14 protein-coding genes are annotated in these 16,169 nt (G+C 40.4%); 1 reads left to right on the plus strand and 13 read right to left on the minus strand.

The features are described from left to right. Nucleotides 1–22 precede the first annotated feature (22 nt). From epsC to yajC, 13 genes are all read right to left on the minus strand, one after another. Complete coding sequence (epsC, locus tag G6W41_RS02530) at nucleotides 23–574, minus strand: serine O-acetyltransferase EpsC (RefSeq protein ID WP_002941946.1); 552 nt, start codon at nucleotides 572–574, stop codon at nucleotides 23–25. Between the two features lie 4 nt (nucleotides 575–578). After that, nucleotides 579–1,484: a cysteine synthase A gene (cysK, locus tag G6W41_RS02535; protein ID WP_021087886.1), complete on the minus strand. Its 906-nt coding sequence runs from the start codon at nucleotides 1,482–1,484 to the stop codon at nucleotides 579–581. Between the two features lie 93 nt (nucleotides 1,485–1,577). Further along, nucleotides 1,578–2,246 (minus strand): endonuclease III domain-containing protein, encoded by a 669-nt coding sequence (locus G6W41_RS02540; RefSeq protein ID WP_194170526.1) that lies wholly within the window; start codon nucleotides 2,244–2,246, stop codon nucleotides 1,578–1,580. After that, nucleotides 2,243–3,007 (minus strand): ATP-binding protein, encoded by a 765-nt coding sequence (locus G6W41_RS02545; protein WP_103650637.1) that lies wholly within the window; start codon nucleotides 3,005–3,007, stop codon nucleotides 2,243–2,245. The genes G6W41_RS02540 and G6W41_RS02545 overlap by 4 nt, the downstream gene beginning before the upstream one ends. Next, nucleotides 3,004–5,949: a transcription-repair coupling factor gene (gene mfd / locus G6W41_RS02550; RefSeq protein WP_194170527.1), complete on the minus strand. Its 2,946-nt coding sequence runs from the start codon at nucleotides 5,947–5,949 to the stop codon at nucleotides 3,004–3,006. Before mfd ends, G6W41_RS02545 begins: the two co-directional genes overlap by 4 nt. Next, nucleotides 5,930–7,132, minus strand: a complete 1,203-nt coding sequence (locus G6W41_RS02555) for a Mur ligase family protein (RefSeq protein WP_194170528.1) — start codon at nucleotides 7,130–7,132, stop codon at nucleotides 5,930–5,932. Before G6W41_RS02555 ends, mfd begins: the two co-directional genes overlap by 20 nt. Next, complete coding sequence (locus G6W41_RS02560; RefSeq protein WP_194170529.1) at nucleotides 7,129–8,703, minus strand: GGDEF domain-containing protein; 1,575 nt, start codon at nucleotides 8,701–8,703, stop codon at nucleotides 7,129–7,131. Before G6W41_RS02560 ends, G6W41_RS02555 begins: the two co-directional genes overlap by 4 nt. Continuing rightward, on the minus strand, nucleotides 8,684–9,223 hold the full coding sequence (gene lptE, locus G6W41_RS02565) for an LPS assembly lipoprotein LptE (RefSeq protein WP_103606006.1): 540 nt from the start codon (nucleotides 9,221–9,223) through the stop codon (nucleotides 8,684–8,686). Before lptE ends, G6W41_RS02560 begins: the two co-directional genes overlap by 20 nt. A 3-nt stretch (nucleotides 9,224–9,226) precedes the next feature. Further along, on the minus strand, nucleotides 9,227–11,692 hold the full coding sequence (leuS, locus tag G6W41_RS02570) for a leucine--tRNA ligase (RefSeq protein WP_194170530.1): 2,466 nt from the start codon (nucleotides 11,690–11,692) through the stop codon (nucleotides 9,227–9,229). Between the two features lie 8 nt (nucleotides 11,693–11,700). Then, on the minus strand, nucleotides 11,701–12,039 hold the full coding sequence (locus G6W41_RS02575) for a DUF6394 family protein (protein ID WP_002942000.1): 339 nt from the start codon (nucleotides 12,037–12,039) through the stop codon (nucleotides 11,701–11,703). Between the two features lie 9 nt (nucleotides 12,040–12,048). Further along, complete coding sequence (gene secF, locus G6W41_RS02580; RefSeq protein WP_194170531.1) at nucleotides 12,049–13,020, minus strand: protein translocase subunit SecF; 972 nt, start codon at nucleotides 13,018–13,020, stop codon at nucleotides 12,049–12,051. 2 nt (nucleotides 13,021–13,022) lie between these two features. Beyond that, nucleotides 13,023–14,603, minus strand: a complete 1,581-nt coding sequence (gene secD, locus G6W41_RS02585) for a protein translocase subunit SecD (RefSeq protein ID WP_103634204.1) — start codon at nucleotides 14,601–14,603, stop codon at nucleotides 13,023–13,025. Continuing rightward, on the minus strand, nucleotides 14,603–14,875 hold the full coding sequence (gene yajC, locus G6W41_RS02590; RefSeq protein ID WP_002941849.1) for a preprotein translocase subunit YajC: 273 nt from the start codon (nucleotides 14,873–14,875) through the stop codon (nucleotides 14,603–14,605). Before yajC ends, secD begins: the two co-directional genes overlap by 1 nt. Between yajC and G6W41_RS02595 the strand changes: the two genes are divergently transcribed. After that, entirely contained in the window at nucleotides 14,851–16,143 is a 1,293-nt protein-coding gene (locus G6W41_RS02595; RefSeq protein ID WP_194170532.1) for an apolipoprotein N-acyltransferase, read from the plus strand. The genes yajC and G6W41_RS02595 overlap by 25 nt on opposite strands. Nucleotides 16,144–16,169: the final 26 nt, after the last annotated feature.

Consider the following 16,169-nt stretch of genomic DNA (forward strand, 5'->3'; position numbering starts at 1 on the left):
GTAGTGGGAGTAAATTTAAATTTTAAATGATAAATTCTGGCTCAAATTTTGTCCCATTTACCCTGACAACCCTTGCTGGTATGCCAACGACAGTTGCGTTTGCTGGGACGTTTTTTAGCACGACTGAGTTTGCACCGATCTTAGCATTTTCACCGATAGTTATAGCACCAAGTATCTTTGAGCCAGCGGCGATAGTCACGCCATTTTTAACGGTTGGATGGCGCTTGCCACACTCTTTGCCAGTGCCGCCAAGTGTCACTTGATGATACATCATCACATCATCACCGACCTCGGCCGTCTCGCCGATAACCACGCCCATGCCATGATCTATGAAAAATCTCCTACCGATCTTTGCCCCTGGGTGGATCTCGATGCCTGTTAGAAATCTTGCTATTTGCGAGATGAGTCTAGCTAGAAAAAACCACTTTTTTTCATATAAAAAATGAGAAATTTTATGAAACAAAACCGCATGGATGCCAGGAGTGTTTATAAGTATCGCCAAAAAGCAACAACTATGCACCGATGGGTCTTTTTCACGGACGGTTTGAACTAGCTCTTTTAGACTCTCCCACATATTTTTACGCTCCGTAAAGCTCTGTACTTAGGTATCTCTCGCCGTTATCTGGAGCTATGAAAAGCACTTTTTTGCCAGCGCCAAGTCTTTTAGCCACTCTTTTTGCAGCCACATAAGAAGCGCCACCACTTATGCCTATCATCAAGCCATCACTCTTTGCGATCGCTCTAGCTGCGTTTAGTGCGTCATCGTTGCTTACTTTTTCTACTTCGCTAACTAGGCTCATATCCATTGTATTTGGTAAAAATCCAGCTCCGATGCCTTGAATTTTATGTGGTCCTGGGTTGCCGCCACTTAAAACTGGTGATGCTTCAGGCTCTACTGCGATGATCTTAGTGTCATAGCCTTTTTCTTTTAAAACCTTTGCCACACCGCTTATCGTGCCACCTGTGCCAACGCCAGCCACAAAGGCATCAAGCTTGCTAAAATCAGCCACGATCTCAGCAGCTGTTGTTAGCTCGTGAGCTTGCGGATTATACTTGTTTTCAAACTGGCTTAGCATTACGTGGTTTGGTTGAGAAGCTAGCTCAGTAGCTCTTGCGATCGCTGCTTTCATACCGCCAGCTGCAGGAGTTAGCTCAAGATGAGCGCCATAAGCTGCAACGATCTTGCGTCTTTCGATACTCATGCTCTCAGGCATGCAAAGGATCACTTTAAAGCCAAGTGCAGCACCGCACATAGCTACGCCGATACCTGTGTTGCCGCTTGTTGGCTCAACGATAGTGTCGCCATGTTTTAGTGTGCCATCAGCTAGCATTTTTGTGATCATATTAAATGCGATCCTATCTTTTACAGAGCCGCCTGGATTAAAAAACTCTAATTTTACATAAATTTCAGCCTCGTCAGCACCTGTTTTAACCTTTACGATAGGTGTATTACCGATCGTTTTTACGATGTTATCGTAGATCATCACTTCTCCTAAAATAAATTTGAGGTAAATTTAGCATAGAATTTAAAATAAAACATAAAAAGTCCTAATTTGCGCTAAATTTAAAATAAAAATTTAGTTTTTAATGCTATCAAGCACCTCTTGTCCGCTCTGGCTTAAAATTTTGCCTTTGAAATTCTCTTTGCAAAACTCTAAAATAAGTGCATGATAGAGCTTTAAAACCTCAGTTTCGTCAAATTTCTCGCTATCAAGAAATTTGTAAATTTCATCATAATCAAGCGAGCTAAACCACTCAGCCGCCTCGTCGTAGCTCTCAAAAATGTAGTCAAAATATGCCATTATCCTAAGCGCATAAGCATCAACGACCATGTAAGGCTTGTCGCAAGCGTAAGCAAGTATCGCATCACAAGTCTCAGCGCCAACGCCTTTTACGCTTATGAGCCACTCGCGGCTAGCGTTTTCTTTAAAATTATCAAAGCTCTCAAATTCATTTTTTATAGCTAAGCAAAGCGTCTTTAGCCGTTTTGCCTTTGTGTTGTAAAAGCCACTTGGCTTTATGAGTGTGGCAAGCTCGCTGTTTTCAAGCGCGCAAATGCCTTGCAGGCTATCTTTACCTGCTTTTTTTAGATTATCTAGCGCTTTTTCAACGTTTTTCCAGTTGGTATTTTGCACCAAAATAGCGCCCAAAATGACCTCAAAAGTGCCCTCGCCTGGCCATTTTAGCTCGTCAAAATTTCTACTTTTGTGATTTAGCAGAGCCAAAAACAGATCAGTTGATCTCATTTTAAATTTTCTTTAAAAGTTAGATAAAACTGCTTTGCCGTCCTGCCACTTCTGCTGGCTCTTAACGTGGCGAAATTTTTAGCAAGCGTGTGAAGCTCATCTTTGTCGCCTGCGTAGTCTTTAAAGTAAAAATCAACCATTTTTAGGTACTCGTCGTAGTTGCCTTGATAAAAGCTGATCCAAAGACCAAAGCGGTCTGAGAGCGAAATTTTCTCCTGAGCTGCGTCGCTATAGTGGATTTCTCCGTCTATTAGCTCTGAGTTTTCATTTTCGCTTTTAAACTCGCTTATTAGGTGTCTGCGGTTTGAAGTGGCGTATAAAAGGACGTTTTTAGGCGGTTTTTGGATAGAGCCGTCCATGATAGGCTTTAGAAATTTATACTCATTGCTACCATTTTCAAAGCTTAGGTCGTCGCAGAAAATGATAAATTTAAACTCACTTTTTCTGATCTCATCGATGATGTCGCCAAGGTATTTTAGATCCTCGCAGCCGATCTCGATGATGCGAAGTCCCTCTTTATAAAATTTAGTAAAAACAGCCCTTACAAGGCTTGACTTGCCACATCCTCTCTCACCCCAAAGAAGCACGTGATTTGCCTCGTCGCCAGCTATAAAATTTCTAGTATTTTTTAGCAAAATTTCTTTTTGTTTCTCTAGTCCATAAAGTGAGTCGATATCGACAAAATCGATATCCTCAACCGGCTTTAGCATCCCTTTTGTGCTCTTATAAATCGCTGCGTACTTCATACCCCAATCTATCATTTCTTATCCTTTCTTAGATAGACCAAAATTTCAGCCAAAACATCGTCATCGTCCTTGCTACGTGACTTTAGCCTGATCTTCTCGTCATCATTTTTTGTTATTAGTATATTTTGTTCGCTGTTTGAGATCGTCTTTATGCCAGCTTTTAGAGCTAAAATTTTGATGATGATAAGGTCTAAAAACTGCTTTGTAAATGTATCTATCTTGCCAAATCTATCCTCAAGCTCGCTTTGTATCTCATAGACTTCACTCACCTCTTTACACTTGCTAAGGCGCCTGTAAATTTCAAGCCTTAGCCTATCTTCTCTTATAAATTCTTGATTTAAAAAGGCGCTCACACTAAGCTTTAGATCGATCTTATCAAGCTTTGCGGAGTCTTGATTAAGAAGCTTGTTTATCTCGTCTTCTAGCATCTTTAGATATAGCGAGTAGCCGATAGCCTCGATGTGGCCGCTTTGCGCCTCGCCGATGATGTTGCCACCACCCCTTATCTCAAGATCGTGATAAGCTAGCACTGAGCCAGCGCCCAAAAATGAGTTGCCCTCAAGTGCCACGAGGCGTTTTAGCGCGTCCTTGCTAATGGCATCTTTATCCTCAACCAAAAAGTAGCAATAAGCCTGCTTGTCGCTTCTGCCCACGCGACCACGAAGCTGGTGCAGGTCAGCCATGCCAAATTTATTGGCATTTTCTACTATTATAGTGTTTGCATTTGGCAAGTGGATGCCGCTTTCAACGATGCTGGTGCAAAGTAGCAAGTCATACTCGCCACGCTCAAATTTCATCATCTCATCTTCAGCGACTTTTGCATTTATCTTTGAGTGAAGTATTAAAATTCTGAGCTTTGGCAAAATTTTTCTTAGCTCATTTGCCGTCTGCTCGATGTCTGCGATGTGGTTGTGGATGTAAAAGGTCTGCCCGCCGCGTCTTAGCTCACGCATGATCGCCTCTTTGACGACCTTTTCATCCCACTCTCTCACGCTCGTTCTCACATCAAGCCTTGAGCTTGGCGGAGTGGCTAAAATGCTATATGTTTTTATCTTGCTAAGCGCCATATTTAGGCTTCTTGGTATCGGCGTGGCACTCATACTTAAGATGTGAGAGTGCTGAGAAATTTCTTTTAGCTGCTCTTTTTGCTTAACGCCAAATTTATGCTCTTCATCAACGACGATAAGCCCTAAATTTTCAGCCTTTACGCCAAGAAGCGCATGCGTACCCACGCAAACTATGGGCTCATTTTCTTTTAGCGCTTTTTGCAGGCTTGATTTTTCTTTGGCGCTTGAGAAGCGATCCAGCCTAAAGACCTTTATGCCAAATTTGCTAAATCTCTGGCTTAGCGTCTTGTAGTGCTGCGAGCTAAGAAGCGTCGTTGGCACAAAGAAAAATGCGCTAAAGCCTGATTTTATGCAGGTAAATATGGCATTCATCGCGACTTCAGTCTTGCCAAAGCCAACATCTCCGCTAAGCAGCCTGTCCATCACCTTGCCGCTTTTTAGCTCATCTTTTATATCATTTACCGCTTTTTGCTGATCGTTCGTGTATGAAAAGCCAGCGTCTTGGACGAAATTTAGATAAGAGATATCCTCTTTTTGTAAAATTTTACCAGCGATCAGCTCCCTTTTTGCCGCCATCGCCACGATCTTTGAGGCGATCGCAAAGAGTTTTTCTCTAACCTTCTCTTTTATCTTGGCAAAATTTGCCTTACCCAAGCGATCAAGCACCGCCATAGAGCCATTTTGCGCGATATAGCGATCTATCAAATTTAGATGCTCAACCGGCAAAAGAAGCTTGTCGTCATTTTGGTAGGCGATAACTACAAATTCCTTCGTCGCACCCAAAACCTTGATCTTTTCAAGCCCTAAAAATCTGCCTATACCATAATCTTCATGCACGACGTAGTCATTTACTTTTAGCTCATCGACCACAAGGCTTGAGCGTTTAACTCGCCTTTTTTTCTCAAATTTATTAAGTGATACTACGATCTTGTCGCTTGAGGTTAAATTTACAACAAGGGGCGAAATTTCAAGCTTTACGTTGGCAAAGCCATCAAGCTCATAGCCCTTAAAAAGCCCCTCATTTCTTGAAAGAACGGTTATGCTTTTGCTCTTATTTAGCTCAAAAAAGTCAAAATTTAAAGTAACTTCTAGGTCTTTATAAACCTTTGGCTCGGGCAAAATTTCAATGCCCTTAAATTTCTCCTCAGGCGCATCATAAATTTCAAAATCGATCTTTTTAACAAGCTTTGAGTCAAAAACTTTCAAGTAATCGCTAAAGCTATCTATCGCCCAAAATCCAAGCGAATTTAGATCATTCACCAGGGCATCGCTTTGCATATCCTCGATCTTTTGGCTAACTTTTTCAAACTCATCTTTGCTCAAATTTGCGATAAATGGCACGATCTCGGCTTCGCTTAGCTCATTTTTGTTGCTAATTTGCGTGGCGGTGTTGTAGTTTCTGATACTCTCCACCTCATCGCCAAAGAGTAAAATTCTAACAGGATCGTCCATATTTACGCCGTAAATGTCGATCACTTCGCCACGAATGCTAAACTCGCCAACGCTCTCAACGATATCGACGCACTCGTAGCCAAATCGTATGAGCAAGTCGGCAAATTCGCTTAAATTTAGATTATCTTTTAGCTTGATCGTTGAGCTTTCTAGGTTTTTTTGCGTTGGAAGTGGGTTTAAAAGCGTGCTAAATGGGCTTATGATGATCTTTTTGCCATCAAATTTATAGTATTTGCTAAGAACGGATGAAATTTCAAAGAGCTCTTCGTTAAAGCTTCTTAGATCATCGCCCTTTTTAGCTCTAAAATCAGGTAGTTTAAATGCGCTAAAGCCGGCAAAACTGGCCGCATCAGCGCAGAGTGCCGCCTCTTTGTCATCTTCGCAGATGAGAATTTGTGGGGCGTGTGTTAAAAGATACTCATAGACCTTTGCTTGCATAGTACTCTTTTAAAAAGGCTTCGACCAAGTGAAATGAGCCAAATGCTAGGTAAATTTTGCCGTTTTTTGCCTCTTTTATATCGTTCATATCGCTTGACTCAAACTCTCTATGTGAAATTTCAAGCTCGTTTAAAGCCTTGTTTATAAGCTCTCCGCCAAGCTCCCTGCCCTCGCAGTGGTAGTGATAAAGTAGCACGCCATCAATGACTGGCTTAAGAGCTGCTAAAACTGCCTTAAAGTCTTTATCTAAAAACGAGTTATAAATTAGTGTTAGCTTCTTGCCGCCAAACTCTTTTGAACTAAATTTCTTAGCCACAGCCTTTGCGCCAAGCTCGTTGTGACCGACATCAACGTATAAATTTGAATCGATCTTTTCACATCTGCCACGAAGCGATAAGGCGCCAAGCTTTTTGATATCTATGCTGCTATCTAAAATTTTAGCTGCGGCGTAGGCTAGAGTTAAATTTGAGCGCAAAAACTCTGGTAGGTTAAATTTATCTGCGTAGTTTGCGATCTCGTTTAAATTTTCTTTGGTCAAAATTTCTCTTGAAAAGCTCAGAGTTACGCCTTTTTCGCTTGCGATCTCTTTTGCGATAGCCACACTTATCTCGTTCATCTCATCATTTAAGATAGCTCTTTTGCCCATGGCTTCAAATTTCGTTCGTGAAATTTCTTCTAAGCTATTTCCCAGTATCGCCGTGTGGTCAAAGCCGATCGGAGTAAAGATGCTTAGCTCTTTTTCAAAGACATTTGTCGCATCCAGCACGCCACCCATGCCAGCTTCGCAGACAAAGTAGTCACAACCCTCAAAAAGCACCGCAGAAAGCAGCGTCATATACTCAAAATAGCTTGTTTTTATCTTGTACTCATCACTCAAAAGAGCTTGCAGGCGCTCGTGAGCTACCTCTAAAATTTCATCGCTAGCAACCTCTCCATTTAGCCAAAATCGCTCGTTAAATTTAAATATATGTGGGCTCGTGTAGTGGCCTACTTTTGCGCCATTTTGGCTTAAAATTTGCGCTAAAAAGCGGCCCGTGCTACCTTTGCCATTTGTGCCGATGATGTGGATTATCTTAAAAGGCTTTAGATGGCCTTTGATCGTATCATAAGCCCTAATGATCCTGCCATAGTCGATCTCTTTGTAGTAAAGTGGCTTGCCGTCAAGAAATTTAGCTAGGCTCATTTTTCCTCGATTATCTTTGGCATGACTTGGTTTCTGCCGCCCTCTTTTGAAAGATAGAGCATCTTGTCAGCGCCCTCAAGCGTCATCGTATCGCTTAAATTTGCACTTCTTGTCGCCACACCAGAGCTAATGGTAACTTTGATGCGCTCATTTTTATAGATAAATTTGAAATTTTCTATCATACTTCTTAGCTTATCGCCAAATCTAACTCCATCTTTTAGGCTCGTACTTGGTAGCAAAATGACAAATTCCTCGCCGCCATATCTGCCAACGAAGTCCACTTTTCTAGCATTTTTCTTAAGCACTTGAGCCACGGCTGAAAGTATCACGTCGCCAGCTTCGTGTCCGTAGGTGTCGTTTATCTTTTTAAAGAAGTCAATATCAACAAAGCAGATCGAATAGTCCGTGCCGTAACGTTTATAAGCCTCTTCGATACGCTGAATTTCACTCATCAAAGCTCTTTTTGTAGCCACTTTTGTCAAAAAGTCCTCTTTGCTCTCAAGCTTAGCAGCTTCAAGCTCTTTTTCTAGGCTTGTGACCCTGTTTTGAAGCTCAGAAATGGTCGCTTGCTTGCTATTTATCTCAAGGCCAAGCTCCTTACTCTCGATCTCCAAGGCACCTGCGATCTCGATAAGCATGCTCTTTACATGATCGATGCTATTTGCATTTAAATTTACATTTTTAAGATCATTTTTGATGCTTTGCACCTTGGCTGAACTACTTTGAGAGCTAGCTGCGATATCTGAAATCCTCTCGCCTATGCTTTGCAAGATGTTGTTTAATGAGCCAACTTTTTCGATGATCTCGGTTCTATCTTCTTCGATCCTGCGATCGACAAAGGTTTTTATCTTATCTTGAAATTCTTTGCTATTTAGGCTTTGTGGATTTTGCTTTAAAACACTTCTAATGGTGCTAAGCTCTTCGCCAAGCTCCTTTGTAATAGAAGGCTCAAGCGCAAAATTTAAAAGCTCAACTAAAGCGTTTTCTTCTGTGTTTTCATTTTTTTGAGATAAGAATTTCTCAAGCTCAGCGCTCATAGTCTTTAGATCGTCAAAGTCTCTCACGCCGTAATATTTCAAAAAGTCTAAAAATTCAGTATCGTAAGAGCTTACAAAGTCAAACCATTTAAGGCACATCTCTTCAAGATTTTTCTCATCATATCTTCTAGCAAGTAGCTGCATGCCCTGCTCTGCTAGAGCTTTTGCATCTTTGTTGTGAAGCATAGAGATGGCTTGGAGGATTCTTCTTGCAAAGGCATTTAGTGACTTTAACTTTTTATCATCGACCACTTGTGCTGTGCCATTTTTAGCACCATGAGAGAGCCTAGCGGTCATAAAAGCTACAAACTCATCGACCGTTTTTATATGAAGACTTATAGCTTGCGCCTTGTAGTCATCACCAAGCCTTGAGATATATTTTTCTATCTTTTTGCTCTCTTCGGTAGTAAAGCCATATTTTTTAGAAATTTCATTATAAACTTCGGTGTAATTTTCTGGCGTTAGCATCAAATGGCGATCTTTTATCTCGCTCAAGGCTTCCTTGACTATTTGACTAACGGTTACTGCTGCCATTTTTATATCCTTTTACAGCTAAATTTGCGATGTACTCATCAAACGCCTCTTTTGAGGCCTCTTTTATAGCTTCATATTTTTGAGTATCGCTAATGACACTATCGGCGTATCTTACGCTCTTTTGACGTCTTGCCACACTAAAATCATACTCGCCAGTAGCAGGTATATCTATGACACGACCATCTTTAAATTTGGTTTTATAGTTTAGAATTAAAAAAGCTTTATACGATGTGATATAGCCGTATTCATCATAGATTATCGCTTCATAGGTTAAATTTTGCACTGAGACAATTATCGAAGTATCAGCGCTCTCTTTGCCAGACAAACTCTTATTTAGCCTTGCGACCATACCCTCTTTTACGGCGTCTTTTATCCAGACACTATTTTTTGGCTCTTCTTTGCTGATGATAACATCAACATAAACTCTATCTCCAACCAAATCCTGCGAGATCTTTGAAACTGGTTTATAGCCACATCCGCAGATAAATATAGCAATAAAAAACGCTAAAAAATATCTCAAAATTTATCCTTTAATGACAAAATTTACTAATTTGCCTTTTATATAAATCTCTTTTAAAATTTCTTTTCCTTCAAGCCACTTAGCTACGTTTTGCTTAGCTTGTTTTAAAATTTCACCCTCACTCTCGCTTGCTGCCACTTCAAACTCAGCCCTCTTCTTGCCATTTACCGTTATAGCTAGGCTTATGCTATCTTTTACAAAGACCTCTTCTTTTACAGCTATCTTTGTGAAATTTTTTCTACCAAAAAGCTCTTCACTAAGCTCGTTTGCGATATGTGGCACGATGGGTTCTAGCAAATTTAAGATGATGAAAAAGCCCTCAGCATTTACGTCGTCATTATCTTGCGCATTTATAGCGTTTAGTGCCTCCATGCAAGCAGCGATTAAAGTGTTAAAAGCAAATGTATCGCCAAAAACCTCGGTTGATTTTTTAAGTGCTTCATAAATTTTAAGCCTTGCAAATTTCTCATCTTTATTTAGACTTTCGTGATCTATCTCAGGCAGCTTGTCTATCTTTTTGATAGTTTGTGCCTTCTCCCAAAGCCTATTTAAAAACCTAAATGCACCCTCAACTGCGCTGTCGTTCCACTCAAGCTCTTTTTGAGGAGGAGCAGCAAAAAGGATAAAAAGCCTTGCCGTATCGGCGCCGTATCTATTGATGATATCATCAGGATCTACGACGTTGCCCTTGCTTTTACTCATCTTTTTGCCATCTTTTAAGACCATGCCTTGAGTTAGTAAATTTTCAAACGGCTCATCGTCTCTTAGATAGCCAAGGTCTCTTAAGACCTTTTGGAAAAATCTAGCGTATAAAAGGTGCAAGATCGCATGCTCGATACCGCCGATGTACTGATCTACATTCATCCAATAATTCACGCTCTTTTCATCAAGTGCTTTTTGCTCCCAACTCTTCTCATCGCTTGCAAATCTAGCAAAATACCAGCTACTCTCTACGAATGTATCCATCGTATCGGTCTCTCTGATCGCGTCTTGGCCGCATTTTGGACACTTTGTAAATTTCCAAGTTGGATGTTTATCAAGCGGGTTGCCCTCGCCTGTGATCTTAACATCTTCAGGCAGTGCGATAGGCAAATTTTCCTCTTTTTCTGGTACTACGCCGCAGCATTTGCAGTGCACGACTGGTATCGGAGCACCCCAGTATCTTTGGCGAGAGATTCCCCAGTCTCTTAATTTGTAGTTTGTGATCCTTTTGCCAAGACCATCTTTTTCAAATTTCTCTATTATAAAGCTTTTGGCGTCCTCTGAGCTAAGGCCATTTATAAGCTCAGAATTTATAGCAACACCGTATTCTGAATACGCCTTAGAGCCGTCACTCTCGCCCTCAAGCGGCTTTACGACTGGTTTTATAGGTAGATTAAATTTGCTTGCAAACTCGAAGTCTCTTTGATCATGCGCAGGGACAGCCATGATAGCGCCACTGCCGTAGTCAGCCAGGATGAAATTTGCAACCCAAACTGGGATCTTTTCATTTGTGAGTGGATGAACGACGTAAATTCCTAAAAATTCTCCATCTTTATCGCTTGCTTGACGCTCTCTTGGGCTTTGATTAAGTATTGCTTTTATCTTTGCCTTTTTACTTTCATCAAATTTAGCATTTTCGAGAAGCGCTTTAACGATAGGATGCTCTGGCGCAAGGGCTGTGTAGCTAACGCCGTAAATAGTATCAGGCCTTGTTGTAAATACCTCAAAGCCATCAAATTTACCACCTAAAGTCTCTTTTGAAGCCTCATCAAGGCTAAATTTAAACTCCAAGCCGTAGCTTCTGCCGATCCAGTTTTCTTGCATTGTGATGACTTGATTTGGCCATTTGCCCTCAAGAAGTTTTAGATCTTCAAGTAGCTCGCTAGCGTATTTTGTGATGTTGAAGTAATATCCTGGAAGCTCTTTTTGCACAACATCATTACCACATCTCCAGCATTTTCCGTCTTCAACCTGCTCGTTTGCAAGCACAGTTTGATCGTACTCACACCAATTTACGATGGCATTTTTTCTATAAACAAGCCCTTTTTCAAACATCTTTATAAAAAAGCTTTGCTCCCACTTTGTGTAAAGCGGGTCAGATGTAGCTAAAATTCTCTTTTTAGAGAATGAAAAGCCAAGGCTTGCAAGCTCTTTTTTCATATAGTCGATGTTTTCGTAAGTCCAAATTTTAGGGTGAATTTTATGTTTTATGGCTGCGTTTTCAGCTGGCATACCAAAGCTATCAAAGCCGATAGGATGAAGCACGTTAAAACCGCTTTTTCTATATGATCTAGCCAGCGCATCACCGATAGAGTAGTTTCTTACATGCCCCATATGTATGCGTCCGCTTGGATATGGAAACATGCTTAAGATGTATTTTTTTGGCAAGCTTAAGTCGTCTTTTGGCTCAAATTCTTCATTTTTATCCCAAATTTCTTGCCACTTTTTTTCTATCTTTAAAGGCTCATATTTTCTCTTCTCAGCCATTTTTTCTCCTAAAATTCTTCTTGTGATTTGCTTGATTCTATTAGTACCAAGGCTAGTGAAAATATATTTGCAATGACTGCACCAATAGCTAGTGAATAGCTAAGCGTTGCATTTTCGGAGACTTGCAAAATAACAAAAGCTGGTATAAGGTGCAAATCAGCAACCAACGAGCTAGCAAAAAGCTCAGCTGATAATAAATTTTTAACACCGATCTTAAGTAGCGTAGAAACTAAATTTATACTAGCTGCCACAAAAAGGGCGATCTCGTTTTTATCATATAAAAACTCCGCTGTAGTCGTAAGACTCATCAGCGCAAAAAATATGTAGATAACTTTTCCCCAGTTCATTATCCCTCCTTACACAACGCCTTTTTCAAACATAGCACGCTCTTTATCACGCTCTTTTTTGATCCTTTGCTTCTCAGCCTCTCTAGCTCTAAAATGCTCAATGCTAAATTTAAACCAGATAAGAAATGGTGATGAGATGTAGATCGAACTGATCGTTCCTATAACGATACCAACGATAAGGATAAATGAAAATCCATGTATCATATCTCCACCAAATAAAAATAGCACAACAACAGTCATCATCGTAGTGGCTGAAGTTAGGATAGTCCTTGAAAGTGTGGCTGAGACTGACTCGTTGATAACGCCCTCGATATCGGTTCTCTTGCTCTCTTTTATGCCTTCTCTTATCCTGTCAAAAATGATGATCGTATCGTTTAGCGAGTAGCCAAGCACTGTTAATACAGCCGCTAGCGTGTCTAAATTTACATCGATGTTAAATAGTGAAATAGCACCGACGGTTATAACGATATCGTGAATTTCAGTTGCGATCGCAGCAAGCGCAAATCTCCACTCAAATCTAAATGTGATATAGATCAATATGCCAATTAGTGAAATTCCAAGAGCCATTAGACCTTTTTCTCTAAGCTCGTCACCAACCTTTGGACCAACGATATCAACACGTCTTACTTCAAAATTTCCAGTATCTTTTAAAATTTGCTTTATCTCAGTGCCGATGTCACCAGTTAAATTTGAACTTGATCCTGAAAATCTAATAACAGCCTCATCTTCGCTTCCAAACTCAGTAACAGAGGCGTTTTTAAGCACTTCATTTGCGCCAAAAGCGTCGCGAATTTTATCAAGTGGCGCTTTGGTGTCGTATTTTAGCTGGATAAGTGTACCACCAGAGAAGTCGATGCCGTAGTTTAAACCCTTTGTTGCAAGCAAAAAGATCGAACCAACAAATAAAAATATAGAAAGTGCGAGTGACACAAATCTAAACCGCATAAAATCATAAACTTTTGCCTTAGTAAAAATTTGCATCTCTAGCTCCTTTTATAACCAAACCAAAGTCTGGTATTTCCGCTTTTTTCTATCTTATCCATGACTGCATCAAACATGCCATGTGTGCCTAAAATGGCCGTTAGCATCGAAGCCATGATACCTATAGCCATAGTCACAGCAAAGCCTTTAACTGGACCAGTACCATAAGCATAAAGCACAGCAACTGTGATGATGGTAGTTAAGTTTGAGTCAATGATCGCACTCATAGCGTGCTCATAGCCCTTTTGAACGGCTGTCCTTATCGCCACGCCTTCACGTAAAAGCTCACGTATACGCTCATTTATGATGACGTTTGCATCAACCGCCATACCGATAGTTAGCACGATACCAGCCATACCAGGCAAGGTAAGCGTCGCTCCAAAAAGCGCCATGACAGCAACTAATATAACAACGTCCGCAACTAGCGCGATATTTGCAAAAATTCCAGAAATTCCGTAATAAACTAGCATAAATAGCACGACTAAAATAGATCCAGCAGCAAGAGCTACCATGCTTTGGTTTATACTCTCTTGTCCCAAAGATGGACCGACACTTCTTTTTTCTAGCATCTTAACAGGTGCTAAAAGTGCGCCACTTCTAAGCGCGATCGCTACGTCGTGAGCCTCGTCAAGTGTAAAGCCACCGCTGATCTGACCGCTGCCGCCACCTATTCTTTCATTTATAACTGGAGCCGAATAAACCTTGCCATCAAGCACGATAGCAAGCCTTTTGCCGACATTTGCACCAGTAAAATCACCAAAAATTCTAGCACCTTCTGAATTTAGTGTGAAATTTATGATCGGTAGGTTATTTTGCTGAGAAAATGCAACCTTTGCGTCAGTTAGCATCGAGCCATCAAGCACTGGGATATTTTTAACGACGTATTTTACGCGGTCATTTTTAGCATCTTTAAAGATCACGTCACCATAGCTTTCAGCCTCGGCCTCGCTCATGGTATTAGCCTGATCTTGTCTTTTATCATCAACTGCCATAAGCTGCAAGTGAGCAGCCTTTGCGATAAGATCTCTCGCTCTTTGCTCATCCTCTTCGGTTTTTATACCAGGAAGCTCGACTAGGATATTGTCTTTGCCTTGTCTAGCGACTGTTGGCTCAGCTAGACCAAACTGATCAAGCCTGTTTCTAATGGTCTCAACAGCTTGTGAGATAGCGTACTCGATCGTATCATGCCTCTCTTGCTCTGTAAGAGTGATATGATAGTTTAGACCATCTTTTTTGATATCAAGCCCTTTTATCTCAGCAAGCGCTTTATCAACCTTTGGAGCCTCGTCACTATCAAGTAGTGCAAAATCAACACTATCTTCTTTTATCTTAAATTTATCAATGAGCACATCTTCTTTTTTGGCATAATAATTTATGCTTCCAGCGATTGACTTGATCTTAGAGTGGATGGCTTCATTAGTTTCAACACCAAGAAGCATATGAAGACCGCCTTGAAGGTCAAGTCCTAGCGAAATTTTAGCTCCGCTTTGAGTCTGAAAAAAAGATGGCACCGAAAAGCCAAAACCAAAAACCAAGGCTAATATTAATATAATCAGCCTATATGTAACTCTTGCGTTACGCATTATTTATCTTCGATCTTTTTAGCTACAAACTCGCGTGCTATACGAACGATTACATCATCGTTAAGTTTAACTTTGATAAAATCATTTTCGGCTTTAATCACTTCGCATATAAGTCCGCCATTAGTTACTATCTTATCGCCTTTGTCAAGAGCTGCAAGCATTGCTGCGTGGGCTTTTTGTTGTTTTTGTTGAGGTCTGATAACCAAAAAGTAAAATATGGCGAAAAGCACAACAAGAGGTAGTAATGATGTTAAAAAATCAGCGTTTTGCATGGATTTCCTTATTTGTAAGATTTTTAAACGGACATTTTAGCACTAAAATTATAATAAAAGCCTTTGTCGGTGCTTTTTTGCTTTCTAATTTCATTTTTTTAGCTATGGCTGAAAATCAAATTTTAAATTTCATCTCACCATTTCTTACGCTAGCTGGAATTTTCGTCTTAATAAATTTAAGCAGAGCTGGCTTTTTCGCAGCTGGATTTTTCACTGGGATTTTGTGGTTTTACTGGATCGGCTTTAGCTTCATCTACTACGAGCTTGTCTGGCTTATCCCATTTGTCATCCTCTTTGTAGCCCTTGTTTATGGGCTTTTGTTTTGGATAGCCGCTTTTCCAAGCTTTGTGGCACTAAGAGCCGTTTTATTATTTTTAATAAGCTACGTGCATCCATTTGGCTTTAACTGGTTCAACCTTGAAGCCACGCTTGTTTTAGGGGCTTTTGAGCCAAATACTAGAGGGCTTATATTTATATTTTTAGCAGCCATTTCTTTGAGTTTAAAAGGTAAAATTTTAAAATTTATCCTAGCTTTTATCTGCCTCATCGCCGCCTTGCAGTTTAAAAGTAACGAGGCAAAGACTCTGCCATTTGAGGTGGAGCTAGTAAATACTAATGTCGCTCAAAGAGTGCGCTGGGATAAAAGCTTGCGCATGAAATTTACAAATGAAAATTTAGACATGATAGGCAGCGCCATAGCCGAGCAAAAACGCCTCATCGTGCTTCCAGAGAGTGCGTTTCCATTATTTATGACAAATGAGCCACTACTTGTTGATGAGCTAAAAGAGCTTTCAAAGCAGATAACTATCGTAGCTGGCGCACTTGCTTATGAAAATAAGCAAATTTATAACTCTGCATTTTTGTTTCAAAATGGCACTCTAAGGCGAATGGATAAGAAATTTTTAGTGCCATTTGGAGAAGAAATCCCTCTGCCAAAATTTATGCAAGATGCAGTAAATAAGCTATTTTTTGGCGGAGCTAGCGACTTTAAAAAAGCTGAAAATTTTAGCGACTACGAGATAGATGGGGTTAAAATCAGAAATGCTATCTGCTATGAAGCGACAAGAGAGGAGCTTTATAAGGGCGAATTTGACGTGGTTGTGGCTATCACAAACAACGGCTGGTTTGTGCCAAGCAGCGAACCTGTGCTTCAAAGACTACTTATAAAACATCTTGCTACAAAATATAATAAAGCGGTCTATCACAGCGTAAATGGCTCAAAAAGCGAGATCATAAAGCCTAAAAAAGCGTTTTGGGATGAGTTTTAAAAGAAATTTAAAGTGGCTTTTTAGAT

The sequence above is a fragment of the Campylobacter concisus genome (assembly GCF_015230035.1).
Lineage (GTDB): Bacteria > Campylobacterota > Campylobacteria > Campylobacterales > Campylobacteraceae > Campylobacter_A > Campylobacter_A concisus_BK.

What these genes read in the sequence shown, in the direction of transcription:
- epsC (WP_002941946.1), bottom strand. Translation starts at nt 574, where the DNA reads ATGTGGGAGAGTCTAAAAGAGCTAGTTCAAACCGTCCGTGAAAAAGAC.
- cysK (WP_021087886.1), bottom strand. Translation starts at nt 1,484, where the DNA reads ATGATCTACGATAACATCGTAAAAACGATCGGTAATACACCTATCGTA.
- G6W41_RS02540 (WP_194170526.1), bottom strand. Translation starts at nt 2,246, where the DNA reads ATGAGATCAACTGATCTGTTTTTGGCTCTGCTAAATCACAAAAGTAGA.
- G6W41_RS02545 (WP_103650637.1), bottom strand. Translation starts at nt 3,007, where the DNA reads ATGATAGATTGGGGTATGAAGTACGCAGCGATTTATAAGAGCACAAAA.
- mfd (WP_194170527.1), bottom strand. Translation starts at nt 5,949, where the DNA reads ATGCAAGCAAAGGTCTATGAGTATCTTTTAACACACGCCCCACAAATT.
- G6W41_RS02555 (WP_194170528.1), bottom strand. Translation starts at nt 7,132, where the DNA reads ATGAGCCTAGCTAAATTTCTTGACGGCAAGCCACTTTACTACAAAGAG.
- G6W41_RS02560 (WP_194170529.1), bottom strand. Translation starts at nt 8,703, where the DNA reads ATGGCAGCAGTAACCGTTAGTCAAATAGTCAAGGAAGCCTTGAGCGAG.
- leuS (WP_194170530.1), bottom strand. Translation starts at nt 11,692, where the DNA reads ATGGCTGAGAAGAGAAAATATGAGCCTTTAAAGATAGAAAAAAAGTGG.
- G6W41_RS02575 (WP_002942000.1), bottom strand. Translation starts at nt 12,039, where the DNA reads ATGAACTGGGGAAAAGTTATCTACATATTTTTTGCGCTGATGAGTCTT.
- secF (WP_194170531.1), bottom strand. Translation starts at nt 13,020, where the DNA reads ATGCAAATTTTTACTAAGGCAAAAGTTTATGATTTTATGCGGTTTAGA.
- secD (WP_103634204.1), bottom strand. Translation starts at nt 14,603, where the DNA reads ATGCGTAACGCAAGAGTTACATATAGGCTGATTATATTAATATTAGCC.
- G6W41_RS02595 (WP_194170532.1), top strand. Translation starts at nt 14,851, where the DNA reads ATGTTAAAAAATCAGCGTTTTGCATGGATTTCCTTATTTGTAAGATTT.
- yajC (WP_002941849.1), bottom strand. Translation starts at nt 14,875, where the DNA reads ATGCAAAACGCTGATTTTTTAACATCATTACTACCTCTTGTTGTGCTT.